The organism is Klebsiella sp. 141161, from assembly GCF_050600815.1.
Lineage (GTDB): Bacteria > Pseudomonadota > Gammaproteobacteria > Enterobacterales > Enterobacteriaceae > Klebsiella > Klebsiella aerogenes.
Map to the genome: position 1 here is coordinate 701,941 of NZ_JAQIRN010000003.1, position 25,242 is coordinate 727,182.

The window sequence follows — 25,242 nt, forward strand, 5'->3', positions numbered from 1 at the left end:
CCGGCCTACGGTCCGTGCGGCCTGCCTTTAATTTATTCACCACGCTGGCTGACACTACTGGTGCTGGTGATCTCAAAATCCCCCGGTGGCGCTGCAGCTTACCGGGGCTACAGTACGATGCGATTTGGTAGCCCGGAGAAGGCGCAACGCGCCGCGTCCGGGAAAACCCTTAAAAAAGTTGCAAACCGATAACAGTGTGGCCTGCCTTTAATTTATTCACCATGCTGGCTGAAACTGTCGGTGGTGGCGGCGACTGGCCGCCCCTGTGCGCTCCCTGCGCCATGAGGGGCATAACGCAGAAGAAATATCGGAGCGCAATGTGCTCAGAATTAACACAAAGCACATGTTTTCCCCGACCAAAACCGTTGCAAACCGATAACAGTATCTACGGTCCTGTAGCCCCGGTAAGCGGTAGCGCCACCGGGGATTTTGACCTCAGGCGAGAACCAGATCGCTCTGCGGGTGGCAGGAGCAGGCCAGCACGTAGCCGTCGGCGATTTCCGCATCGGTCAGCGTCATGGTGCTGGTTACGCTGTATTCGCCGGCAACCACTTTGGTTTTGCAGCAGCCACAGACGCCAGCGCGGCAGGCGACGGTCACTGGTACTTTATTGCTCTCCAGCGCGTCCAGCAACGTGGTGCCGACCGGCGCGTAGAACGTTTTCGCCGGCTGCAGCTTGGTGAATTTCAATCCGTCGGTAGCGGCTTCCGCCACCGGGGTAAAGAACTTTTCTTTAAAGAAATGCGTCACGCCAAGCGCCGTCACTTCTTGTTCCACCATCTCCATATAAGGCGCCGGGCCGCAGGTCATCACGGTACGGCTGGAGAGATCCGGCACGCTTTGCAACAGCTCGCGGGTGAGGCGCCCGGCGATAAAGCCCGGCGTCGCGTCGTTTTCCGCCACCAGCGTTACCGGGTATTGACGCCACTCTTCGGCGAAAATGACATCCTTCGGCGAACGCACGTTAAAGATAACCTGCACATCCGCCTGCGGGCGGTACTTCGCCAACCAGCGGCGCATCGACATAATAGGCGTCACGCCGCAGCCTGCGGCCAGCATCAGAAAACGATCGCTTGTTTTATCTTCGCAGGTAAACTCGCCCATCGCATCCGACAGCCAGATATAGTCGCCGCGTTTTACATCGCGGGTTAACCACTGTGAGCCTGCGCCATCGTCAATACGACGAACGGTCAGCGTAATGTACTCACTGACCCCCGGCGTTGAGGAGAGCGTGTAGGCGCGCAGCGTATCCGCCGAATGGCGCACGCTAACCAGCGCGTACTGCCCGGCGCGATAGGGATAGTAGTCATGGCACAGCAACGAAATCGTCCATACGTCCGGCGTTTCCTGCTGAATATGATGAACCTGCATTCGCCACGGGCACTGTTGAGTTGGCATTGTCATGCGGTGACTCCTTATGCGCTCAGCAACTGCTGCATATCTTGTTCTACGGTAGTGACGGAACGCAGACCGAACTTCTCGTTGAGGACAGCCAGCAGGTCTGGCGTGAAGAAGCCAGGCGCGGTCGGGCCGGTGACGATGTTTTTCACCCCGAGCGACAGCAGCGTCAGCAGGATGACGATGGCTTTTTGTTCGAACCAGGAGAGCACCAACGACAGCGGCAGATCGTTTACGCCACAGCCCAGTTTTTCCGCCAGCGTTACTGCGAGAATAATCGCCGAGTAGGCATCGTTACACTGACCGGCGTCGACCAGACGCGGCAGGCCTTCGATATCGCCGAAATCCAGTTTGTTGAAGCGGTATTTACCGCATGCGAGAGTCAAAATCAGGCAGTCGTCCGGTACGCTGGTAGCGAAATCAGTGAAGTAGTTACGTTCGCCGCGCGCGCCGTCGCAGCCGCCGACGAGGAAGATGTGGCGCAGTTTTTCACGGCTGACCAGATCAATCAGCGTATCCGCCGCGCCGAGCAGCGTCTGGCGGCCGAAACCAACGGTGATCAGATGCGGGATTTCGCTATACGGGAAGCCGGCCATTTGCTGCGCCTGGGTGATAACCGGGGAGAAATCTTCGCCTTCCAGATGATTGACGCCCGGCCAGCCGACGATGCTGCGAGTCCAGATGCGGTCGTCGTAGGCGCCGACGGTTGGGTCGATGATGCAGTTCGAGGTCATCACGATGGGCCCCGGGAAGCGGGCGAATTCAACCTGCTGGTTTTGCCAACCACTGCCGTAGTTACCGATCAGATGTTTAAACTTACGCAGCTCCGGGTAACCGTGAGCCGGTAACATTTCACCGTGGGTATAGACGTTAACGCCGGTGCCTTCAGTCTGCTCTAACAGGTTATACAGATCTTTCAGATCGTGCCCGGAGATCAGGATGCACTTACCTTCGGTCGCTTTAACGTTGACCTGGGTCGGCGTCGGGTGGCCATATTTCGTGGTTTCACCGGCGTCGAGGATGCTCATCACTTTGAAGTTCATCTGGCCGATTTCCATCGAACATTCCAGCAGAGCGTTCATATCGGCAGGCCAGGTACCCAGCCACGCCATGATTTTATGGTACTGGGCGTAAATGTCGTTGTCGTACTGACCGAGCACGTGCGCGTGTTCCATATAGGCCGCGGCGCCTTTCAGGCCGTACAGGCACAGCAGGCGCAGGCCGAGGATATTCTCACCGATCGCGGCCTTGTCTTTATTTGGCGTATAGTCCGCCGCCTGACGTTGCAGCTCGCCCAGATCATCGCTAACCAACTGCAGATCGGCTACCGGGCTGTCGACCGAGGCCTTGGCATCAATATTCAGGCATTGCGCTTTCAGCGCCTCGCGCATCGCGATGGCCTGACGGGCGTAGCCGACGATACGCGGCGAGTCGAAGTTCACGTTGGTTAGAGTAGAGAAGAACGCCCGCGGGGCGAAATTATCCACCTCATGATCGATGATGCCGTATTCACGTGCCTTAACGGCCCATGCGGATAGGCCCTGCAGCGAAGCAATCAGCAGATCCTGTAAATCGGAGGTTTCAGCGGTTTTACCGCACATACCCTGCGCGTAAGAACAGCCATTTCCTGCCGGCGTACGGATAGTTTGTTCACATTGCACACAAAACATGATCACACCTTTTAAAGTTATATTTTAGATACATGTTTAAGGTTATGCCTGTCGCCGTATGGAGAAAAGGTATTTCTGACACAAATTAAAGGGAGATTGATTTAGCGCAATTTTGGCGGTAGGGAGCCTACCGCCATAGGGGGATCAGGCTGAGAAGAACGCCATCAGCACCGGCACCAGCAGGCTGAGGATAAAACCGTGGACGATGGCTGCAGGCACGATTTCCACGCCGCCGGAGCGCTGTAGCACCGGCAGAGTAAAGTCCATCGAGGTTGCGCCGCACAGCCCAAGCGCGGTAGAGCGGCTGCGCATTACCATGCCGGGGATTAACATTATCGCCAGCAGTTCGCGGGCCAGATCGTTAAAGAATGTCGCGCTGCCAATGACCGGGCCGTAGGATTCGGTCATTAGAATTCCGGAAAGGGAGTACCAGCCGAAGCCGGATGCCATCGCCAGACCGGTTTTAATGGGCAGACCAAGAATAAGGGCATTAATCACTCCGCCAAATAATGAGCTGGCCGCGACCACCACCGCGACAATCATTCCGCGGCGATTAAGCACAATTTGGCGTAAAGTCATTCCATTATTACGTAGCTGAATACCGATGAGGAATAATAAGAAAATTAAAGTATATTCGCTGGCTTCAGTCGCATGCTGTAAAAAAGAGAGGCCGCTTAATCCCAGCAGGAAACCAATTAGCACTACGCCAAGCAGCTGTAGTGACTCGAGAGCCATCGCCAGGCGCGAGGGTAATTTTTCCGGACGATGCTTGACTCGCCACGGCATTTTTTTATCCAGCCATAGCAGTGCTGCAATATTGCACAGAATAATAACCACAATGCTGACCGCGGAGTAATGCAGTATTGATAACAGATTGCTGCTGAGATTATCGAGGAAGGCAAGGCTAATCCCCATGAAAAAGAGGATAACGTAAACAATCCAGCTAAGCAGCCGGGTAATCAGTTTCAGTGCGGAAGGGTGACGCAGAGGAATAAGGTAGCCGACAATCAACGGCAGCAGAATGATTAATAGTCCCGAAAACATGAACGGCAAGGTCCTTGCAAAATAAGAATAGCGCCACTGACACTACCCAATTCGCCAGGCCGAGTAAAGCTGTCGACAAAAAGAAAAAGCCCGGCGTCGCCGGGCTTTTTGCGAGGGTTAGTCGCGTTTTTCGAGCAGGGTGCGGTACAGCACGCCGCCGAGGATACCGCCGATGATTGGCATCACCCAGAACAGCCACAGCTGTTGCAGCGCCCAGCCGCCCTGGAAGATAGCGACCGCGGTGCTACGCGCCGGGTTTACGGAGGTGTTGGTGACCGGAATGCTAATCAGGTGAATGAGGGTCAGCGCCAGGCCGATGGCGATCGGCGCAAAGCCCGCCGGGGCGTTTTTATCGGTCGCACCGTGAATAACCAGCAGGAATCCGCAGGTCAGCACGATTTCGATAACGATAGCGGACAGCATGGAGTAGCCACCCGGAGAGTGTTCGCCGAAACCGTTTGAAGCGAAGCCGCTCGCGGCAGCGTCGAAACCGGCTTTACCGCTGGCGACGACGTACAGCACTGCGGCAGCAATAATACCGCCGACAACCTGGGCGATAATATAACCAATTACGTCTTTAGCCGGGAAACGACCGCCAGCCCACAGGCCTAAAGTGACCGCTGGGTTAAAGTGCCCGCCGGAAATATGACCCACGGCAAAAGCCATGGTTAATACGGTTAAACCGAAGGCCAGGGCGACGCCGGCAAAACCAATTCCCAATTCCGGGAAAGCCGCTGCCAGCACTGCGCTGCCGCAGCCGCCGAATACAAGCCAGAATGTGCCAAAGCACTCTGCTGCTAATTTTCTGAACATAACCACCTCAAATAATAATGTAAACGAACACGTTTTGACGTGCCGGTCTTTATTTATCGACGCAAAGGATGACGATAAAAATAAAGCGTCGCTATTCTAGGGACGAACGCCACCCTCGGACTAGTTAAATAAATTGATGTAATTTGATTTAGAGCAATGAGATGATTTTCCTTTCACCATGCATGATTTATGCAAGTGTAGAACACAACGCTGAAAAATAAACTACTACCGAAGATGAATTAATTTATTAATTATATGAAATCAAGAGCTGATACCTTACAAACTCATTTGCTTCTGAGTTCAATTGTCGGTGCGGGAAGCAGGGGGTGCCATGTTGTCTGCGCCTCGCTATACTACTGATTACTGAAGGAGAATGTGGGCCAGGCGGAGGGGATATGCATCTTGAGCGTGTAGAGATCGTCGGATTTCGCGGTATCAACCGTTTATCGTTGATGCTCGAGCAAAACAATGTGCTAATCGGCGAAAACGCATGGGGTAAATCCAGCCTGCTGGACGCTCTGACGCTGCTTTTATCGCCTGAGTTTGACCTGTACCATTTCGTACGCGATGACTTCTGGTTTCCCCCCGGCGATATTCAGGGGCGGGAGCATCATCTGCATATCATTTTAACTTTCCGCGAAAATGAACCCGGGCGCCATCGCGTGCGCCGTTTTCGACCGCTTAGCGATTGCTGGGTGCCCTGTGATGACGGCTATCAGCGCATTTTCTATCGCCTTGAGGGGGAGCTGGCGGACGACGGCAGCGTGATGACCCTGCGTAGTTTTATTAACTGCCAGGGAGAGGCGCTGGAGATGCAAGATATCGACGATCTGGCGCGCCATCTGGTGCGCTTAATGCCGGTATTGCGCCTGCGCGACGCCCGCTTTATGCGCCGAATTCACAACGGAACCGTGCCGCATTCGCCGCAAATTGAGATTACCGCCCGGCAGCTGGATTTTCTCTCCCGCGAACTGGTCAATCATCCGCAAAATCTCACCGATGGGCAAATCCGCGAAGGGCTGTCGGCGATGGTGCAACTGCTAGAACATTACTTCGCCGAGCAGAGCAGCGCGCAAAGCCGCAATCGCCTGATGCGCCGACGTTCTCATGATGAACAACGCAGCTGGCGCTATCTCGATATTATTAACCGAATGATTGATAAACCCGGCGGACGCAGTCATCGGGTGATCCTGCTTGGGTTGTTCTCCACTTTATTGCAGGCGAAAGGGACCGTCCGCCTCGATCGCGATGCGCGGCCGCTGCTGCTGATTGAAGATCCAGAAACGCGGTTGCATCCGATCATGCTTTCGGTCGCCTGGCATTTACTGAATCTCCTGCCGCTGCAGCGAGTCACTACAACCAATTCCGGCGAACTTTTGTCGTTGACGCCGGTCGAGCAGGTGTGTCGGCTGGTGCGTGAATCGTCCCGCGTTTCGGCGTGGCGGCTCGGTCCCGGCGGGATGAATGCGGAAGATAGCCGTCGCATTGCGTTTCACATTCGCTTCAACCGCGCGTCATCGCTGTTTGCCCGCTGCTGGTTGCTGGTGGAAGGCGAAACGGAAACCTGGGTTATCAACGAACTGGCGCGCCAGTGCGGGCATCATTTCGACGCTGAAGGGGTGAAGGTGATTGAATTCGCCCAATCCGGGCTCAAGCCGCTGATTAAATTTGCCCGCCGGATGGGGATTGAATGGCATGTGCTGGTTGACGGCGATGAGGCAGGAAAGAAGTACGCCGCTACGGTGCGCGGACTACTCAACAATGATAACGAACTGGAACGCGTACACTTAACCATGCTTCCGGCGATGGACATGGAACACTTTATGTATCGTCAGGGGTTCGATGATGTTTACCATCGGGTGGCGCAGATCCCGGATAATATGCCGATGAACATGCGCCGAGTGATCACCAAAGCCATTCACCGTTCATCGAAACCCGACCTGGCGATAGAGGTCGCGATGGAGGCTGGACGGCGGGGAATCGACGCCGTCCCGACGTTGCTGAAAAAGATGTTTTCCCGGGTGTTGTGGCTGGCGCGCGGGCGCGCTGATTAGCCCAGCAGCGAAAACCGTGCCATGTCTCGCCGCAAGACATCGCGGCAGCCCAACATCAATAAACATTAAGCATTGCTAAAATTCTGGCTTCTGTTCGCCGCCGCTTCCGTTAGAATCATCATCCGAGCTGCGGGGAATAGATCAGGAATTTTTTATGACATTGAATGGAAAACGCAGGAAAGTCTGGTGGCTGTTGGCGCTGGTGGTGGTTATTGCGGCCGTTTGGGGATGGCGCGTTCTGAACGCGCCGTTGCCGCAGTATCAAACGCTGGTGGCGCGTAAAGGCGATCTGCAGCAGAGCGTACTGGCGACGGGCAAGTTAGATGCGCTGCGTAAAGTCGACGTCGGCGCGCAGGTCAGCGGCCAGTTGAAGACGCTGCGCGTCAATATTGGCGATAAAGTACAGAAGGACCAGCTGCTGGGAGTTATCGACCCGGAGCAGGCTGAAAACCAGATTAAAGAAGTCGAAGCGACGCTCATGGAGCTGCGCGCTCAGTTAAAACAGGCGCAGGCCGAACGTAAGCTCGCGCAGGTAACCTTAGCGCGCCAGCAGCAGTTGGCGCAGCGCCAACTGGTCTCACGCCAGGATCTGGATACCGCCGCCACCGATGTGGCGGTGAAAGAGGCGCAAATCGGCACCATCGAGGCGCAGATTAAACGCAACCAGGCGACCCTCGACACCGCGAAAACCAACCTCGACTATACGCGTATCCTGGCGCCGATGTCCGGCGAAGTGACGCAAATCACTACCCTACAGGGACAGACGGTGATTGCCGCCCAGCAGGCGCCAAACATCCTGACGCTGGCGGACCTCAGTACCATGCTGGTCAAAGCGCAGGTTTCGGAAGCGGACGTGATCCATCTTAAGCCGGGGCAAAAGGCCTGGTTTACGGTACTCGGCGACCCTCTGACCCGTTACGAAGGTACGCTGAAGGATATTCTGCCGACGCCGGAAAAGGTCAATGACGCCATATTTTATTATGCGCGGTTTGAAGTTCCCAACCCGCAGGGGATCCTGCGTCTTGAAATGACGGCGCAGGTGCATATCCAGCTGGCGGAAGTGAAAAACGTGATTACTATTCCGCTCAGCGCGCTGGGCGACGCCATCGGCGATAACCGCTACAACGTGCGCTTGCTGCGCAACGGGGAAGTGAAAGAGCGTGAAATCGTTATCGGTGCGCGTAACGATACCGATGTGGCGGTGGCGAAAGGGCTGGAAGAGGGTGATGAGGTCATTATCAGCGAAAGCACGCCCGGAGCGGCAAAATGACGGCGCTGCTCGAACTGCGTGATATTCGCCGCAGTTACCCCTCGGGCGACGGTGAAGTTGAAGTCCTAAAGGGCATCACCCTCAGTATTGCCGCCGGGGAAATGGTGGCGATCGTTGGGGCTTCAGGTTCCGGCAAATCAACGCTGATGAACATCCTTGGCTGCCTTGATAAACCCACCAGCGGTACCTATCAGGTTGCCGGGGTCGATGTGTCGCATCTGAGCGGCGATGAACTGGCCAGGCTACGCCGTGAGCACTTTGGCTTTATTTTCCAGCGTTACCATCTGTTATCGCACCTGACGGCGGCGCAAAACGTCGAGGTACCTGCTATCTATGCCGGCAAAGAGCGCCGGATTCGCCTTGAACGGGCGCGGGATTTACTCACCCGATTAGGTTTGGGCGAGCGGGCGGAATACTTCCCGTCGCAGCTATCCGGTGGGCAGCAGCAGCGCGTGAGTATCGCCCGCGCCCTGATGAACGGCGGCGAGGTGATCCTTGCCGATGAACCGACCGGGGCGCTGGATAGCCACTCAGGTGAAGAGGTCATGGCCATCCTGCATCAGCTTAAGGCGCAAGGGCATACGGTGATTATCGTCACGCACGACCCGCAGGTCGCGGCGCAGGCGGAAAGAATTATCGAACTGCGCGACGGTGAAATTGTGCGTAACCCACCGCCGTCGTCGCTGGAAAAAGGCGGCGTGCTTCGCGCCGAAGACCGCGCGGAGCCTACCATCTGGCGTCAGTTCAGCAGTGGTTTTCGTGAGGCGCTGGTGATGGCCTGGCGGGCGATGGCGGCGAATAAAATGCGCACGCTGTTAACTATGCTTGGCATCATTATTGGTATCGCTTCGGTCGTCTCTATCGTGGTCGTCGGCGATGCCGCGAAACAGTTGGTTTTAGCCGATATTCGCGCCATCGGCACCAATACCATTGATGTTTATCCCGGTAAAGATTTTGGCGATGACGATCCGCGTTATCAGCAGGCGTTAAAATATGACGATCTGCTGGCGATTCAAAAACAACCATGGGTGAGCTCCGCGACGCCGGCGGTATCGAAAAGCCTGCGCCTGCGCGCTAATAACATCGATGTGGCCGCCAGCGCCGAAGGCGTTGGCGCGCAATATTTCAACGTTTATGGCATGACGTTCAGCGAGGGAAATACGTTCAATGAGCTGCAGCTGAATAGCCGGGCGCAAGTGGTGGTGCTGGATAGCAATGCCCGTCGCCAGCTATTCCCCCACAAGGCGAAAGTGGTTGGCGAGGTGATTTTGGTCGGTAATATGCCGGCGACGATTGTCGGCGTGGCCGATGAGAAACAATCGATGTTCGGCAGCAGCAAAATCCTCCGCGTCTGGCTGCCCTATTCCACGATGGCCGGGCGGGTGATGGGGCAATCGTGGCTTAACTCGATAACCGTCCGCGTGCAGGAGGGCTACGATAGCGCCACCGCTGAGCAGCAACTGGTGCGGTTGCTGGAGCTCCGCCATGGCAAAAAAGATGTTTTCACCTGGAATATGGACAGTGTCTTGAAAACGGCGGAAAGGACCACACATACTTTACAGCTGTTCCTGACCCTGGTGGCGGTGATCGCGCTGGTCGTCGGCGGGATTGGGGTGATGAATATCATGCTGGTGTCAGTCACGGAGCGCACCCGTGAAATCGGCATCAGAATGGCGGTTGGCGCCCGGGCCAGGGATGTTCTGCAGCAGTTTCTTATTGAAGCGGTGCTGGTTTGTCTGGTGGGCGGCGCCATCGGCGTGAGTTTGTCGTTGATGATCGCGTTCATTTTGCAACTGTTCTTACCCGGTTGGGAAATCGGTTTTTCGCCGCTGGCGCTGTTGACCGCATTTTTGTGTTCGACGTTAACCGGAGTGCTGTTTGGCTGGTTGCCGGCGCGTAATGCCGCGCGATTAGACCCGGTTGATGCGTTGGCGCGTGAGTAAGGAGATAAAAATGCCAGTCAGAAGGACTGGCATTTTATTAGCAGGATGTACACAATGAAGCAAAAGAGTTATGCAGCCGTTTCTGCTTCCACAGGAACAATCACGCTGGCGTGATTGCCTTTCGGCCCCTGGTGAACATCAAACCGAACGGATTGCCCGGCTTTTAGCGTTCTGTAACCATCCATCTGGATGGTGGAGTAATGGGCGAAAATGTCTTCGCCGCCGCCCTCAGGGCAAATAAAACCGAACCCTTTGGCATTGTTGAACCACTTAACAGTACCCATTTCCATACTTCGACATCCTTCGTAAATCTTTATAAGTAAGATGGAATGAACCGGTAGGGGAGTTACGAGTTGTACAATTGCTCGCCAACTCTCGCCAGTACAATTTAGAGAAATACGGAAATGCGTCAAGCAATTGACGAGGGTGGACGGTGAAAAATGCGTCAAAATTTGAAGCAGTTAACGCTATTGCTGGGGAATGTGACAGGCGTCGCGGATGGAAGCAATAGATGATAGTTATCTATGATCTATTGTAGATTTGTAACGTGCATAACCTCAGATCATCGACAGGCCGCGGCCTGTTGGCAACAGCAACCGATGACGAACATTGACGATGAGTAAGAGAGATTGGCTGGACTTCGATCAACTGGTAGAAGATGAAGTTCGTGATGCGCTTAAACCACCATCTATGTATAAAGTGATATTAGTCAATGATGACTACACTCCAATGGAGTTTGTTATTGACGTGTTACAAAAATTCTTTTCTTATGATGTAGAACGTGCAACGCAACTGATGCTCACGGTTCACTATGAAGGTAAGGCGATTTGCGGCGTTTTTACCGCCGAAGTTGCGGAAACCAAAGTCGCTATGGTGAACCAGTACGCCAAGGAGAACGAGCATCCATTGCTGTGTACGCTAGAGAAAGCCTGATTACAGGCATGAAAATTGGGGGAGGTGCCTATGCTCAATCAAGAACTGGAACTCAGTTTAAACATGGCTTTCGCCAGAGCGCGCGAGCACCGTCATGAATTTATGACCGTCGAGCACTTGTTGCTGGCTTTGCTCAGCAACCCCTCGGCACGCGAAGCGCTGGAAGCCTGTTCCGTGGACCTGGTCGCTTTGCGTCAGGAACTTGAAGCCTTCATCGAACAGACCACTCCCGTCCTTCCGGCTACGGAAGAAGAGCGAGACACCCAGCCGACGCTAAGTTTTCAGCGCGTGCTGCAGCGTGCGGTTTTTCACGTCCAATCCTCCGGTCGCAGCGAAGTCACCGGCGCCAACGTCCTGGTCGCGATTTTCAGCGAGCAGGAGTCGCAGGCCGCCTATCTGCTGCGTAAACATGAAGTCAGCCGCCTTGATGTGGTGAATTTCATCTCTCACGGCACGCGCAAAGACGAGCCCAGCCAGCCTTCGGAAAATAACGCGAGCCAGCCGGGTAACGAAGAGCAAGCAGGCGGGGAGGATCGTATGGAAAACTTCACCACCAATCTCAACCAGCTTGCGCGCGTGGGCGGTATCGATCCGCTGATCGGCCGTGATAAAGAGCTGGAGCGTGCTATTCAGGTATTGTGTCGCCGCCGTAAAAACAACCCGCTGCTGGTGGGTGAGTCCGGCGTCGGCAAGACCGCGATTGCGGAAGGGCTCGCCTGGCGTATCGTCCAGGGCGACGTACCGGAAGTGATGGCGGATTGCACCATTTACTCGCTGGATATCGGTTCGCTGCTGGCGGGCACCAAATATCGCGGCGATTTTGAAAAACGCTTTAAAGCGCTGCTGAAACAGCTTGAGCAGGATACCAATAGCATCCTGTTTATCGATGAGATCCATACTATCATCGGCGCAGGCGCGGCCTCCGGCGGTCAGGTTGATGCGGCTAACCTGATTAAACCGCTGCTTTCCGGCGGCAAGATCAGGGTGATTGGCTCCACGACCTACCAGGAGTTCAGCAACATTTTTGAAAAAGATCGCGCGCTGGCGCGTCGTTTCCAGAAAATCGACGTGACCGAGCCTTCTGTCGAAGAGACGGTGCAGATCATCAACGGCCTGAAACCGAAATACGAAGCGCACCACGATGTGCGTTATACCGCCAAAGCGGTTCGTGCGGCGGTCGAGCTGGCGGTGAAATACATCAACGATCGTCATCTGCCGGATAAGGCGATTGACGTGATCGACGAAGCGGGGGCGCGGGCGCGGCTGATGCCGGTCAGTAAGCGCAAGAAAACGGTCAATGTGGCGGATATCGAATCTGTGGTTGCGCGCATTGCGCGTATTCCGGAGAAGAGCGTCTCCCGCAGCGATCGCGATACGCTGAAAAACCTTGGCGACCGTCTGAAAATGTTGGTCTTCGGTCAGGATAAAGCGATTGAAGCGCTGACTGAAGCTATCAAGATGGCGCGTGCCGGGCTTGGACATGAGCATAAGCCGGTTGGGTCTTTCCTGTTTGCCGGGCCGACCGGGGTCGGGAAAACCGAAGTCACCGTGCAGCTGGCGAAAGCGCTGGGCATTGAGCTGCTGCGCTTTGATATGTCCGAGTATATGGAACGTCATACCGTTAGCCGCTTGATTGGCGCGCCTCCGGGATACGTCGGTTTCGATCAGGGCGGGCTGTTGACCGATGCGGTTATCAAACATCCGCACGCGGTGCTGCTGCTTGATGAGATCGAAAAAGCGCATCCGGATGTCTTCAATATCCTGCTGCAGGTAATGGATAACGGTACGCTGACCGATAACAACGGCCGTAAAGCGGACTTCCGCAACGTGGTGCTGGTGATGACCACCAACGCCGGGGTGCGTGAAACCGAGCGTAAATCGATTGGTCTTATCCAGCAGGATAACAGCACCGATGCGATGGAAGAGATCAAAAAGATCTTTACGCCGGAGTTCCGTAACCGTCTCGACAATATCATCTGGTTCGATCACCTCTCTACGACCGTGATCCATCAGGTGGTCGATAAGTTTATCGTCGAGCTGCAGGTACAGCTGGATCAGAAAGGCGTGTCGCTGGAAGTGAGCCAGGAAGCGCGTGACTGGCTGGCAGAGAAGGGCTATGACCGGGCAATGGGCGCGCGTCCAATGGCGCGGGTGATTCAGGACAACCTGAAGAAACCGTTGGCGAATGAGCTGCTGTTTGGTTCGCTGGTGGACGGCGGCCAGGTCACCGTTGAGTTGGATAAAGCCAACAACGTGCTGACCTACGGCTTCCACAGCGCGCAAAAGCACAAACCGGAAGCGGCGCATTAAATAAATTCTGAATTGTTCAATGATCAAGACCGGGCTGGTGACAGCCCGGTCTTTTTTTATTAGCGTGGGACGGGACGGATAAAATCACAAGGATGAACCATGAAACCCGGCAAATTTTTGCTCTGCGCCTCGCTGGCGCTGTTCTCCATTGCCGCTCAGGCGCAATGTCCGGATATGACAGGAAGTTATCGGTTTAGCGGCGCTGAAAATCCCTTCTATCTGGTTAAGGCTGCCGGGGGGCCAACCTATAAGGCGTTTTTCCCCACCGGATCAGGTAAGTATGTGAGCACATACACCATTGATATCCCCGAGGAAAAACGGTTAGAGGAGCAAATCCCGCAATGTGCCTTGCTAATCAAAGGCGCTGGAATGTTGGTGAAAACGGAGAAGGGAAAGAAAATTACCACCACGAGTCAGTCGCAAAATTATATGACTGAGAAAACCATTACTACCGATTATGGTTTAATGGTTTATTCCGGCTTCGCTTCAGAGCTTATTGGTATCGACAAATTGAGCGCTCATGTGCCGAAAGAAGCGCTAAATAATACCCTGCCGATAGATAAAGAGATGACAGAGTAAATCAGCGCGGGAAGCGGAAATGAAAAGACCGGGCATGAGCCCGGCCTTCAGCATCTGACGCCTTAGCGGCGGAAACAATTAGCGACTACGGAAGACAATGCGGCCTTTGCTCAGGTCGTACGGGGTCAGCTCAACAGTCACTTTGTCGCCCGTCAGAATGCGGATGTAGTTTTTACGCATTTTACCGGAAATATGCGCAGTTACCACGTGACCGTTTTCCAGTTCTACGCGGAACATAGTGTTAGGCAACGTTTCAAGTACGGTGCCCTGCATTTCAATATTGTCTTCTTTGGCCATCTAGTCCTCTGGGGTATCACTACCGTAGTTTTGAACCGGCAAGATAATGCCGAAGTTCAGCAAGTATGTAAAGTTTTACGTATACCCAAAACAGTTCGCGTCGCAGGCTGGCGATAAATAATTGCGCGCAGCCAGCGCCTGTAGCTTAAAACATGACGGGTATAAATCGCCGAAGTAGTTTTGGCGCATTGCCCGGAATACACGCGGTGAAACCGCATGACAGGCGCAAACGTAAAGGGCAGTGACAGAACGATGGGCGTTATCTGACTCTTATTATTCCCAAACGGCGGCGGGGCAACAGGCAGAAGCTACTCTACCGCGCAATTATACCACCACGCTAAGAAATGTGCTGAAAACATTTATCCATTACCGGTAAATAGCACCCTTGGTACCCAAAATCGCTCCGGTAAGCGGTAGGTGCGTAATACGGAAAGGTAATCGAGATAATCGCGGCGCGGGATTTCAATCGCCCCTAAAGAGGCGGTGTGCGCGTTAAGTACCTGACAGTCAATTAATCTACCGCCATCCTGGGCAAAAGCCTGACAGAAGATCATCAGCGCGGTTTTAGAGGCATTTTCCGCCCGGCTGAACATCGATTCGCCGCAAAACAGCGCCCCCTGCGCCACGCCGTACATGCCGCCGACCAGGGTCTCCTCATCCCACACTTCTATTGAATGAGCATGACCGAGTTCATGTAACTGGTGATAGGCCTGAACGATGCTGGGAGTGATCCAGGTGCCTTCATCACGATGGCTGGCGCAGCCCTCGATAACCTGGCCGAAGGCGTGGTTAAGCGTCACCCGATAGGGAGAGCGTTGATGAAAGCGCTTCATGCTGCGGCTAAAGTGGAATTGCTCCGGCCACAGTACGGCGCGTGGGTCGGGCGACCACCACAAAATAGGGTCGCCGGGAGAAAACCATGGAAAGATACCGCGCTGATAGGCCATGAGCAGGCGAGCGGGGCTCAGATCGCCGCCCAGCGCCAGCAGGCCATTTGGTTCACGCAGGGCGCCTTCCGGGGAAGGGAAGGCGATAGAGTCACGAGAGAGCTGAACCAGACGCATTTTTGACCTCAATACGCACCAGCAATTGTTGACAATAATAGCTTACAGACGTTGCTTAAACTGGTAATAGCGGCCCTGTTTCGCCAGCAGCTCTGCGTGACTACCTTGCTCAATAATTTGTCCGTTGTCCATGACTATTATCTGATTAAACCGCGCCAGTCCACGCAGGCGGTGGGTGACCATCAGTACGGTTTTTTCGTGCATCACTTCGCTTAGTAAATCAAGGATCTGGCTTTCCGTTGTCGCATCCAGACCTTCGGTGGGCTCATCAAGCAGCATTAGCGGCGCATCGTGCAATAGCGCGCGGGCGATGGCCAGTCGACGTAGCTCGCCGCCGGAAAGCTGACGTCCGCCTTCACCAAGCCAGCTATTCAGACCGCTATCTTCCAGCAGTTTCTCCAGGCCGACGCGCTCCAGGATATTGGCAAGCTCGCCGTCGCTGGCCTGCGGCGCGGCAAGCAGCAGATTATCGCGCAGCGTCGCGCTGAAGAGATGTACCCGCTGCGGCACGACGCTCATCGCCTGGCGCAGGGTCGTTTCAGACAGTGCGCTAAGCGGCTGGCCATTTAGTTGAATCTGACCGTTGGCCGGATCCCAGGCGCGGGTCAATAGCTGTAGCAGAGTCGATTTACCGCAGCCGGTACGGCCAAGAATGGCGATATGCTCGCCTGCCGCGACCTGCAGAGAAATATCTTTTAGCGCCGGGGCCGACTGCTGCGGGTAGCTGAAGGTTACCTCATTCAGGGTAAGCGCTACCTGGGAGAAGCTTTGCGGTGTCTGCTGGCTGAACGTCACCTCGGGCTGCTGCTCGGTAATCTGCGTAATGCGGCGAGCGGACGCGATGACCTGGCCGAGATGTTGGAAGGCGCCGGTGACCGGCGCCAGCGCCTCAAATGCCGCTAAGGCGCAGAACACGAAGAGGGCGATGAGCGCCCCCGGCTGGCTATTACCGCCAACGCCTTCGGAGGCCATCCACAGCATGGCGATCACTGCGATACCGCCAATCAGCAGCATCAGCGCCTGCGACAGGGCGGTGAGCTCAGCCTGGCGGCGCTGCGCCTCCTGCCAGCGCTGTTCCGTTTTTTCCATCTGTTCGCGGTAGCGATCGCTGGCATTAAAAAGCATCAACTCGGCCTGCCCCTGTAGCCAGGAGGTGAGTTGCTGGCGATATTGCCCGCGAAGCTGGGTGATATGCTCCCCGGTCGGCTTACCGGCACGGTAAAACAGCGGTGGCAGCAGGAGTAGCGTCGCCAGCATAATACCGCCAAGCGTGAGCGCCAGGGTGACATCGAGTACGCTTAAGCCGATGGTTACCACCAGAATGACCACCAGCGCGCCAACCAGCGGCGAAATCACGCGTAGATAGAGGTGATCCAGCGTGTCGACATCAGCCACGATGCGGTTGAGTAACTCGCCCTGGCGAAAACGCGCCAGCCCGGCGGGGGAGAGCGGCAGCAGTTTGCTAAACGTGGCGACGCGCAGGTGCTGCAATACCCGGAAAGTCGCGTCGTGGCTTACCAGACGCTCAAAATAGCGGCCTGCAGTACGAATAATCGCTGCGCCGCGAACGCCTGCGGCGGGCAGCATGTAGTTAAAACTGTAGATACCGGCGACGCCGACGACCGCCGAGGCGGAAAGGAACCAACCGGAAAGCGTTAACAGCCCGATACTTGCCAGCAGCGTAACAATAGCCAGCACCACGCCGAGGGTCAGCAGCCATTTGTGGCGTTTGTATAGCGCCAGATAGGGTAACAGTGCGCGCATTTAAATTTCCTCCTGGCGATGGGCTAACAGTGAGGCAAACGCGCCTCCAGCGGCAGAAAGCTGCGCATAGTCGCCTTGCTCGACAATCTGACCATCCTGCATTACCCAGATAGCATCCCACTCGGCGAGTCCTGCCAGTTGGTGGGTGACCATCAGGGTGGTCTGCTGGGTGGAGGCGTGAGACAGCGCCTGCATGACGCGCTGTTCGCTATGGGCGTCAAGGCTGGCCGCTGGTTCATCAAGCAGCAAAAGCCGGCACGGCACCAGCAGCGCGCGCGCTACGGCAATGCGCTGAGCCTGGCCGACAGAGAGGCCAGCAGCCTGATCGCCGACCGGGGTATTAATACCTTGTGGCAGTTGGGAGATAAACTCGCTGACCCAGGCCTTATCCAGAGCTAGCTGCAGTTGCGCTTCCGTGGCTTCTGGCCACGCCAGCAGCACGTTTTCACGCAGAGTGGCAGCGGGCAGCTGCGGGTTCTGACCGACCCAGCTAATTAGCCGACGCCAGCGTTCAGCATCGAGATCGCGCAACTCCACGCCGTTAACCTGTAGCGAACCTTCATAGGGAAGAAAACCTGTCAGCGTATTCAGCAGCGAGCTTTTACCGGAGCCGCTCTGGCCAACCAGTACCACACGTTCTCCGGCGTTCAGGATAAAACTAAGCGGGCCTGCCAGCGTTTTGCCATCCGGTGATTTGACTATCAGATCGCGGGCTTCGAGGCGAATCAGTTCATGATCGCTTAGCGTTTTCTCGCCCCGTTCGGCCTGCGCCAGCGGAGTTTCCATAAAGGACTTCAGGCTATCTGCTGCGCCAATGGCCTGAGCCTTAGCATGGTAAAATGTACCTAAATCACGCAGCGGCTGGAAAAACTCCGGCGCCAGTATCAGGGTTAAAAAACCTGACATCAGCGTGACGCCGACGCCGTAGTGGCCGAAGTCGAGCTCGCCGAGGTAGGAAAAACCGAAATAGACCGCCACCAGCGCGATAGAGAGCGAGGTAAAGAACTCCAGTACGCCGGAGGAGAGAAAAGCCAGACGCAGGACTTCCATCGTCCGCTGGCGGAAATCCTGCGACGCGTCGCGGATATTATTGATTTCCGCTTCGCCGCGGTTGAACAGGCGCAGTGTTTCCATGCCGCGTAGGCGGTCGAGGAAGTGGCCGCTAAGGCGACCGAGCGCAAGGAAATTGCGCCGGTTGGCATCGGCGGCGCCCATCCCGACCAGCGCCATAAAGAGCGGGATCAGCGGAGCGGTGCCGAGTAAAATTAGCGCGGCTGCCCAGTTGCTGGGGAAGATAGTGATAACAATCAGCAGCGGCACGCAGGCGGCCAGCGTCATCTGCGGCAGATAGCGCGCGTAGTAATCATGCATATCGTCGATTTGCTCGAGGATGAGCGTCGCCCAACTGCCGGCGGGTTTTCCCTGAATCCAGGCCGGGCCCGCCTGCTGAAGGCGATCCAGCACCTGGCGGCGAATTTCATAACGGATATGCTGGCCGGCGTGGAAGCCGACGCGTTCGCGTAGCCATACCACCCAGGCGCGCAGGATCAGCACCAGCGCCAGCAAGGTAAATGGCAGCAGCAGCGCCGTCGCCGGGATATTTTCCATAATCATTCGGTGAAGGATACGCGCCAGGAACCACGCCTGAGCGACGATCAACAGACCGCTCACGACGCCCAGCAGGCGAGAAATCATCAACCAGCGACGGGAGATAATGCTTTTTTCTTTTAACCAGCGGGTTAACTCTTGTTGACGGGTTTTATTCATTGCGCGCTTAGCAGGTGTCGTTATGAGATTTTTGGGCACGGCAATGTTACAACGCGGCAAAAATAAAGGCGACTTTTCGTCGCCTTCTTTACCTTTGTTACTGACTTGTAAAGATTATTTGCAAGCGTCAGCTAAACCGTCGAGGTAGCGTTCCGCGTCCAGCGCCGCCATACAGCCGGTGCCGGCGGAGGTAATTGCCTGACGATAGATATGGTCCATCACGTCGCCTGCCGCGAACACGCCAGGGATACTGGTTTGCGTGGCGTTACCGTGGATGCCGGACTGCACTTTGATATAACCGTTTTCCAGCGCTAACTGACCTTCAAATATAGCGGTGTTCGGGCTGTGTCCAATGGCGACAAACAGACCGGCGACGTCCAGGGTTTCAACGTTATCGCTATTTTTGGTATCGCGCAGACGCAGGCCGCTGACGCCCATCTGATCGCCGGTAACTTCTTCCAGGGTGCGATCGGTGTGCAGTACGATATTGCCGCTTTCCACTTTATCCATCAGGCGCTTGATCAGAATTTTTTCCGCACGGAAGGAGTCGCGACGGTGGATCAGATGCACTTCGGCCGCGATGTTGGACAGATACAGCGCTTCTTCAACCGCCGTGTTGCCGCCGCCGATGACCGCGACTTTCTGGTTACGATAGAAGAAACCGTCGCAGGTGGCGCAGGCAGAAACGCCGCGGCCTTTGAAAGCCTCTTCAGAAGGCAGACCCAGGTAACGGGCGGAAGCGCCGGTTGCGATAATCAGCGCGTCACAGGTGTACTCGCCGCTGTCGCCGACCAGGCGGAACGGACGGTTCTGCAGATCGACGCTGCTGATGTGATCGAAAATAATTTCAGTTTCGAACTTGGTGGCATGCTCGTGCATGCGTTCCATGAGCAGCGGACCGGTCAGATCGTTTGGGTCGCCTGGCCAGTTTTCCACTTCAGTGGTGGTGGTCAGCTGACCGCCTTTTTCCATGCCGGTGATCAGCACCGGCTGCAGGTTTGCGCGCGCAGCATAGACCGCCGCGGTATATCCTGCAGGTCCAGAACCTAGAATAAGCAGTTTACTGTGTTTGGCTGTGCCCATGAGATCCCCATATTTTATTGGCATACATTGGGCTGGATTGTAGGGAATTTGCGGGCGTAAAAAAAGAGCGTAGCGATTTTGTTAACGATATGTGCAATAGAACCCGCCGATGGATTGGCGATTTAACGAGCGGAAAATATAATTAATTCTACTGTTAGCGCCCTGATTATAAGATGAAAACATGAGATTCAGAGGGGGTTGATGATGAATATCTGGCATCTTGTACTAAAAATCGATGTTTTGCTTTGACAATCCCCTGTGCTTTTGCGAAAACATTCATGGAAGAAGAAAAGCAGTGTTTCGCGTGTGGCGAATGTTCATGCACGCAAATGCCATTTTTATCCGGGTCAGCGAAATCTACGCATGGTGTGGACAGACGCCATGCGTGATGTCGGTGACTGCCATCAGGCAACGGACTTCTCACGTACCCCTGGGTTACTCAACGTCGTACGGGTAATAACGGGATGGGCTCTGGCAGTGAAGGCGCAGAGTCAGAACAGGAGTAGGGAAGGAATACAGAGAGACAATAATAATGGTAGATAGCAAGAAACGCCCTGGCAAAGATCTCGACCGCATCGATCGTAACATTCTGAATGAACTGCAAAAAGACGGGCGTATTTCCAACGTCGAGCTTTCCAAACGGGTGGGACTTTCTCCGACGCCATGCCTTGAGCGCGTGCGTCGACTGGAAAGACAGGGTTTTATTCAGGGCTATACGGCGCTGCTCAACCCGCATTATCTGGATGCATCACTTCTGGTATTTGTTGAGATTACTCTGAATCGTGGTGCGCCGGATGTGTTTGAGCAATTTAACGCCGCAGTGCAAAAACTTGAAGAAATTCAAGAGTGTCATCTGGTATCCGGTGATTTTGACTATCTGTTGAAAACCCGCGTACCGGACATGTCAGCGTATCGTAAATTGCTGGGCGAAACCCTGCTGCGCCTGCCGGGCGTAAACGACACCCGTACCTACGTGGTTATGGAAGAAGTCAAGCAGAGTAATCGTCTGGTAATCAAGACGCGCTAACACGGAACAGGTGCAAAATCGACGTAGTTTGATTACACTCCTGTTAATCCATACAGCAACAGTGCCGGGGAGACCCGGCGCTGTTGTCCGTTTTAGCAGCAGGCAGGAAATTGCCTGATACCTGGAGAGCCTTTCTTGAGCCAGGAATACACCGAAGACAAAGAAGTCAAACTAACGAAGCTAAGCAGCGGGCGCCGCGTTCTTGAGGCGTTACTCATCCTTTGCTCTCTTTTTGCCATCTGGCTGATGGCGGCATTACTGAGCTTTAATCCATCCGATCCCAGTTGGTCACAGACCGCCTGGCATGAGCCTATCCATAATCTGGGCGGCATGCCCGGAGCGTGGCTGGCGGACACGCTATTTTTCATCTTTGGCGTAATGGCGTACACCATCCCCGTGATTATCATCGGCGGCTGCTGGTTTGCATGGCGTCATCAGGAAAATGACGAGTATGTCGACTACTTCGCCGTTTCGCTGCGCCTGATCGGCGCGCTGGCGCTCATTCTCACTTCCTGCGGTCTGGCGGCAATCAATGCCGACGATATCTGGTACTTTGCCTCCGGCGGCGTCATTGGCAGCCTGCTTAGCACCACCTTACAACCCTTGCTGCACAGCAGCGGCGGCACTATCGCCTTGCTTTGTATCTGGGCTGCAGGTTTAACGCTGTTTACCGGCTGGTCATGGGTCAGCATTGCCGAGAAACTCGGCGGCGCCATCCTTTCTATTTTGACCTTTGCCAGTAATCGTACCCGTCGGGACGATACCTGGGTTGATGAAGGCGAATATGAAGATGATGAATATGAAGATGATGAAGACGACGATAACGCGCAGCCGCGGGAATCGCGTCGCGCCCGCATCTTACGCAGCGCGCTAGCGCGTCGTAAGCGTCTGGCGGAAAAGTTCGCCAACCCGATGGGGCGTAAAACCGATGCCGCGCTGTTCTCCGGTAAACGTATGGATGATGCGGAAGCCGTACAATACAGCGCCAGCGGCGCGCCTGTCGCCGCTGATGATGTCCTGTTCTCAGGCGCCAGCGCCGCACGTCCTGGCGATTTAGACCCTTACGATCCGCTGCTGAATGGCCATACGGTGGCCGACCCGATCGGCGCCGCTTCCGCCGCTGCAGCTGTGCCGCAGGCATGGGCGGAGCAGGGGGCAGGGCAGGCATACCAACCGGAGGCTGCTCACCTGCAACCACCGGTGCATCAGCCTGAGTATGCGCCGCAGCAGCCGCCGGTTTACCAGCCGGCAGCCGCGCATCCGCAACAGCCGGTGTATCAGCCTGAATACGCGCCGCAGCAGCCGCCGGTTTACCAGCCGGAAGCCGCGCATCCGCAACAGCCGGTGTACCAGCCTGAGTACGCGCCGCAGCAGCCGCCGGTTTACCAGCCGGAAGCCGCGCATCCGCAGCCGCCGGTGTATCAGCCTGAGTACGCGCCGCAGCAGCCGCCGGTTTACCAGCCGGAAGCCGCGCATCCGCAGCAGCCGGTGTATCAGCCTGAGTACGCGCCGCAGCAGCCGCCGGTTTACCAGCCGGCAGCCGCGCATCCGCAGCAGCCGGTGTATCAGCCTGAATACGCGCCGCAGCAGCCGCCTGCTTACCAGCCGGAAGCCGCGCATCCACAGCCGCCGATTTATCAGCCTGAAGCGGCTGTTCAGCAGCCTGTTTACCATCAGGAACCGGCGCCTGCCGCTGAGCCTGAAGCGCCGCAGGAAGAAACTAAACGTCCGCCGATGTATTACTTCGAGGAAGTTGAAGAGAAACGCGCGCGCGAACGCGAGTTGCTGGAGTCCTGGTACCAGCCAATCCCTGAACCAGCGAGTCCGGTGGCGGCCAAACCGATAACCACTCCGACTGCTCCATCCATGCCGTCCGTTGAGGCCGCCGCCGTGACAGCCGTCGCCGCTGGCGTTCATCAGGCCACGACTTCTGGAAGCGCAGCCGCGGCCGCCTCAGTGGCGTCAACCGTCGCTGACGCAGCGCCCGTTTTCAGCCCGGCATCCAGCGGCCCGCGGGTACAGGTAAAAGAGGGCATCGGTCCGAAATTGCCGCGTCCGAATCGCGTCCGCGTACCGACTCGTCGGGAACTGGCTTCCTATGGCATTAAGCTGCCGTCTCAGCGTATTGCTGAAGAGCGCGCGCGTCGGGCCGAGCTTGAACATCATTACGATAATGAACCGTTGAGCGACGAAGAAGCCGATGCGCTGGAACAGGACGAGCTGGCTCGTCAGTTTGCCGCAACCCAGCAACAGCGCTATGGCGAGTCCTATGAGTCAGAAAGCGATGAGCAGGACGAAGACGCTGCCGCTGAAGCGGAACTGGCGCGCCAGTTTGCCGCCACTCAGCAACAGCGCTATGCCAGCGAGCAGCCGCCGGGAGCTAATCCCTTCTCACCGTCGGACTATGAGTTCTCGCCGATGAAAACGCTGGTCAATGATGGTCCGAGCGAGCCGCTGTTTACGCCGACGCCGGAAGTACAGCCCCAGCAACCGGCTCAGCATTATCAACAACCGGCAGCCGCGCCGCAGCAGGGTTATCAACCTGCGCAGCAGCCCGTACACCATCAGCCGGTAGCGCCGCAGCCGCAGGCTTATCAGACGGCTCAACAGCCAATGCAGCAGCAACAGCCGGTTGCGCCGCAGGGTTATCAGCCGCCCGCGCCGCAGCCGCAGGAGAGCCTTATTCATCCATTGCTGATGCGTAATGGCGACAGCCGTCCGCTACAAAGACCAACAACGCCGTTGCCGTCGCTGGATCTCCTGACGCCGCCGCCGAGCGAAGTTGAACCTGTCGATACCTTTGCGCTTGAGCAGATGGCGCGCCTGGTCGAAGCGCGCCTCGCCGATTTCCGCATTAAAGCGGATGTGGTGAACTACTCGCCGGGCCCGGTGATCACCCGTTTTGAGCTGAATCTTGCGCCGGGGGTGAAGGCCGCGCGTATCTCTAACCTGTCGCGCGACCTTGCGCGTTCGCTGTCGACCGTGGCGGTGCGCGTGGTAGAAGTCATTCCGGGTAAACCTTACGTTGGCCTGGAATTACCGAACAAAAAACGCCAGACCGTATACCTGCGCGAAGTGCTCGATTGTCCGAAATTCCGCGAGAACCCATCGCCGCTTACCGTGGTGCTGGGTAAAGATATCGCCGGCGATCCGGTGGTGGCCGATCTGGCGAAAATGCCGCATCTGCTGGTTGCCGGTACCACCGGTTCTGGTAAATCGGTTGGCGTGAACGCCATGATCCTCAGCATGCTCTACAAGGCGCAGCCGGAAGACGTGCGTTTCATCATGATCGACCCGAAAATGCTTGAGCTGTCGGTGTACGAAGGTATCCCGCATCTGCTGACGGAAGTGGTCACCGACATGAAAGACGCTGCCAATGCGCTGCGCTGGAGCGTCAATGAAATGGAGCGCCGTTATAAGCTGATGTCGGCGCTGGGCGTGCGTAACCTGGCGGGCTACAACGAGAAGATCGCTGAGGCCGCGCGCATGGGACGTCCGATCCCGGATCCGTACTGGAAACCGGGCGACAGCATGGATGCCGTACATCCGGTGCTGGAAAAACTGCCGTATATCGTGGTGCTGGTGGATGAATTCGCCGATCTGATGATGACCGTCGGTAAGAAGGTAGAAGAGCTGATTGCGCGTCTGGCGCAGAAAGCGCGCGCGGCGGGCATTCACCTGGTGCTGGCGACCCAGCGTCCGTCGGTTGACGTGATTACCGGTCTTATCAAGGCCAACATCCCGACGCGTATCGCCTTTACCGTATCAAGCAAGATTGACTCGCGCACCATCCTTGACCAGGGCGGCGCAGAATCGCTGCTGGGCATGGGTGATATGCTCTATTCCGGGCCAAACTCCACGATGCCGGTTCGTGTGCATGGCGCGTTTGTCCGTGACCAGGAAGTACACGCCGTGGTGCAGGACTGGAAAGCGCGCGGTCGTCCGCAGTATGTTGACGGCATTACCTCCGACAGCGAAAGCGAAGGCGGTAGTGGCGGCTTTGATGGCGGCGAAGAGCTGGATCCGCTGTTCGACCAGGCGGTCAACTTCGTGACCGAGAAGCGCAAAGCCTCGATCTCCGGGGTGCAGCGTCAGTTCCGCATCGGCTATAACCGCGCGGCGCGCATCATTGAGCAGATGGAAGCTCAGGGGATCGTCAGCGAGCAGGGCCATAACGGTAACCGTGAAGTCCTGGCGCCGCCGCCCTTCGAGTAAGTGCAAAGTTC

General features: G+C 56.0%; 18 protein-coding genes. 8 read left to right on the forward strand and 10 right to left on the reverse strand.

Going from position 1 to position 25,242, the window contains the following annotated elements:
* Window positions 1-435: 435 nt before the first annotated feature.
* From hcr to aqpZ, 4 genes are all read right to left on the reverse strand, one after another.
* Complete coding sequence (gene hcr, locus PGR79_RS11725) at window positions 436-1,404, reverse strand: NADH oxidoreductase (protein WP_087859972.1); 969 nt, start codon at window positions 1,402-1,404, stop codon at window positions 436-438.
* A gap of 11 nt (window positions 1,405-1,415) precedes the next feature.
* On the reverse strand, window positions 1,416-3,068 hold the full coding sequence (gene hcp / locus PGR79_RS11730; RefSeq protein WP_087859971.1) for a hydroxylamine reductase: 1,653 nt from the start codon (window positions 3,066-3,068) through the stop codon (window positions 1,416-1,418).
* Between the two features lie 144 nt (window positions 3,069-3,212).
* Window positions 3,213-4,112, reverse strand: a complete 900-nt coding sequence (locus PGR79_RS11735; RefSeq protein WP_047065549.1) for a lysine exporter LysO family protein — start codon at window positions 4,110-4,112, stop codon at window positions 3,213-3,215.
* 117 nt (window positions 4,113-4,229) lie between these two features.
* Window positions 4,230-4,925 carry an aquaporin Z gene (gene aqpZ / locus PGR79_RS11740; protein ID WP_015367500.1) on the reverse strand — a complete coding sequence of 232 codons (696 nt, stop codon included), beginning with the start codon at window positions 4,923-4,925 and terminating at the stop codon, window positions 4,230-4,232.
* A 395-nt stretch (window positions 4,926-5,320) separates the two neighbouring features.
* Between aqpZ and PGR79_RS11745 the strand changes: the two genes are divergently transcribed.
* The 3 genes from PGR79_RS11745 to macB all read left to right on the forward strand — a co-directional run bounded on the left by PGR79_RS11745 (window position 5,321) and on the right by macB (window position 10,192).
* The gene (locus PGR79_RS11745) at window positions 5,321-6,979 is read left to right on the forward strand and encodes an ATP-dependent endonuclease (protein ID WP_087859969.1); all 1,659 of its coding nucleotides are present in this window, start codon (window positions 5,321-5,323) and stop codon (window positions 6,977-6,979) included.
* Window positions 6,980-7,133: 154 nt separating this feature from the next.
* Window positions 7,134-8,249 carry a macrolide transporter subunit MacA gene (gene macA / locus PGR79_RS11750; protein ID WP_087859968.1) on the forward strand — a complete coding sequence of 372 codons (1,116 nt, stop codon included), beginning with the start codon at window positions 7,134-7,136 and terminating at the stop codon, window positions 8,247-8,249.
* A complete protein-coding gene (gene macB, locus PGR79_RS11755; protein ID WP_213317966.1) occupies window positions 8,246-10,192 on the forward strand; it encodes a macrolide ABC transporter ATP-binding protein/permease MacB in 1,947 nt (648 codons plus the stop codon). The genes macA and macB overlap by 4 nt, the downstream gene beginning before the upstream one ends.
* 68 nt (window positions 10,193-10,260) lie before the next feature.
* On the opposite strand, the gene cspD is transcribed toward macB, so the two are convergent.
* Window positions 10,261-10,482: a cold shock-like protein CspD gene (cspD, locus tag PGR79_RS11760; RefSeq protein WP_015367495.1), complete on the reverse strand. Its 222-nt coding sequence runs from the start codon at window positions 10,480-10,482 to the stop codon at window positions 10,261-10,263.
* Between the two features lie 325 nt (window positions 10,483-10,807).
* Between cspD and clpS the strand changes: the two genes are divergently transcribed.
* The 3 genes from clpS (at window position 10,808) to PGR79_RS11775 (ending at window position 14,014) form a co-directional block, all read left to right on the forward strand.
* Window positions 10,808-11,125, forward strand: coding sequence for an ATP-dependent Clp protease adapter ClpS (clpS, locus tag PGR79_RS11765; RefSeq protein ID WP_015367494.1), 318 nt, complete (start codon window positions 10,808-10,810; stop codon window positions 11,123-11,125).
* A 30-nt stretch (window positions 11,126-11,155) separates the two neighbouring features.
* A complete protein-coding gene (clpA, locus tag PGR79_RS11770; protein WP_015367493.1) occupies window positions 11,156-13,435 on the forward strand; it encodes an ATP-dependent Clp protease ATP-binding subunit ClpA in 2,280 nt (759 codons plus the stop codon).
* Window positions 13,436-13,534: 99 nt separating this feature from the next.
* The gene (locus tag PGR79_RS11775) at window positions 13,535-14,014 is read left to right on the forward strand and encodes a hypothetical protein (protein ID WP_087859966.1); all 480 of its coding nucleotides are present in this window, start codon (window positions 13,535-13,537) and stop codon (window positions 14,012-14,014) included.
* A 78-nt stretch (window positions 14,015-14,092) separates the two neighbouring features.
* Here PGR79_RS11775 and infA read toward each other — a convergent pair whose 3' ends face one another.
* The 5 genes from infA to trxB form a co-directional block, all read right to left on the reverse strand.
* Window positions 14,093-14,311: a translation initiation factor IF-1 gene (infA, locus tag PGR79_RS11780; RefSeq protein WP_001040187.1), complete on the reverse strand. Its 219-nt coding sequence runs from the start codon at window positions 14,309-14,311 to the stop codon at window positions 14,093-14,095.
* A gap of 359 nt (window positions 14,312-14,670) precedes the next feature.
* Window positions 14,671-15,375, reverse strand: coding sequence for a leucyl/phenylalanyl-tRNA--protein transferase (aat, locus tag PGR79_RS11785; RefSeq protein WP_045396250.1), 705 nt, complete (start codon window positions 15,373-15,375; stop codon window positions 14,671-14,673).
* Between the two features lie 42 nt (window positions 15,376-15,417).
* A complete protein-coding gene (gene cydC / locus PGR79_RS11790; RefSeq protein ID WP_113374872.1) occupies window positions 15,418-17,139 on the reverse strand; it encodes a heme ABC transporter ATP-binding protein/permease CydC in 1,722 nt (573 codons plus the stop codon).
* Window positions 17,140-18,906, reverse strand: coding sequence for a heme ABC transporter permease/ATP-binding protein CydD (gene cydD / locus PGR79_RS11795; protein ID WP_087859963.1), 1,767 nt, complete (start codon window positions 18,904-18,906; stop codon window positions 17,140-17,142).
* 114 nt (window positions 18,907-19,020) lie between these two features.
* Window positions 19,021-19,989 (reverse strand): thioredoxin-disulfide reductase, encoded by a 969-nt coding sequence (trxB, locus tag PGR79_RS11800; RefSeq protein WP_045374041.1) that lies wholly within the window; start codon window positions 19,987-19,989, stop codon window positions 19,021-19,023.
* Window positions 19,990-20,521: 532 nt separating this feature from the next.
* Here trxB and lrp point away from each other — a divergent pair.
* Window positions 20,522-21,016, forward strand: coding sequence for a leucine-responsive transcriptional regulator Lrp (gene lrp / locus PGR79_RS11805; RefSeq protein ID WP_000228469.1), 495 nt, complete (start codon window positions 20,522-20,524; stop codon window positions 21,014-21,016).
* A gap of 135 nt (window positions 21,017-21,151) precedes the next feature.
* Window positions 21,152-25,231: a DNA translocase FtsK gene (ftsK, locus tag PGR79_RS11810; protein WP_430921716.1), complete on the forward strand. Its 4,080-nt coding sequence runs from the start codon at window positions 21,152-21,154 to the stop codon at window positions 25,229-25,231.
* Window positions 25,232-25,242: the final 11 nt, after the last annotated feature.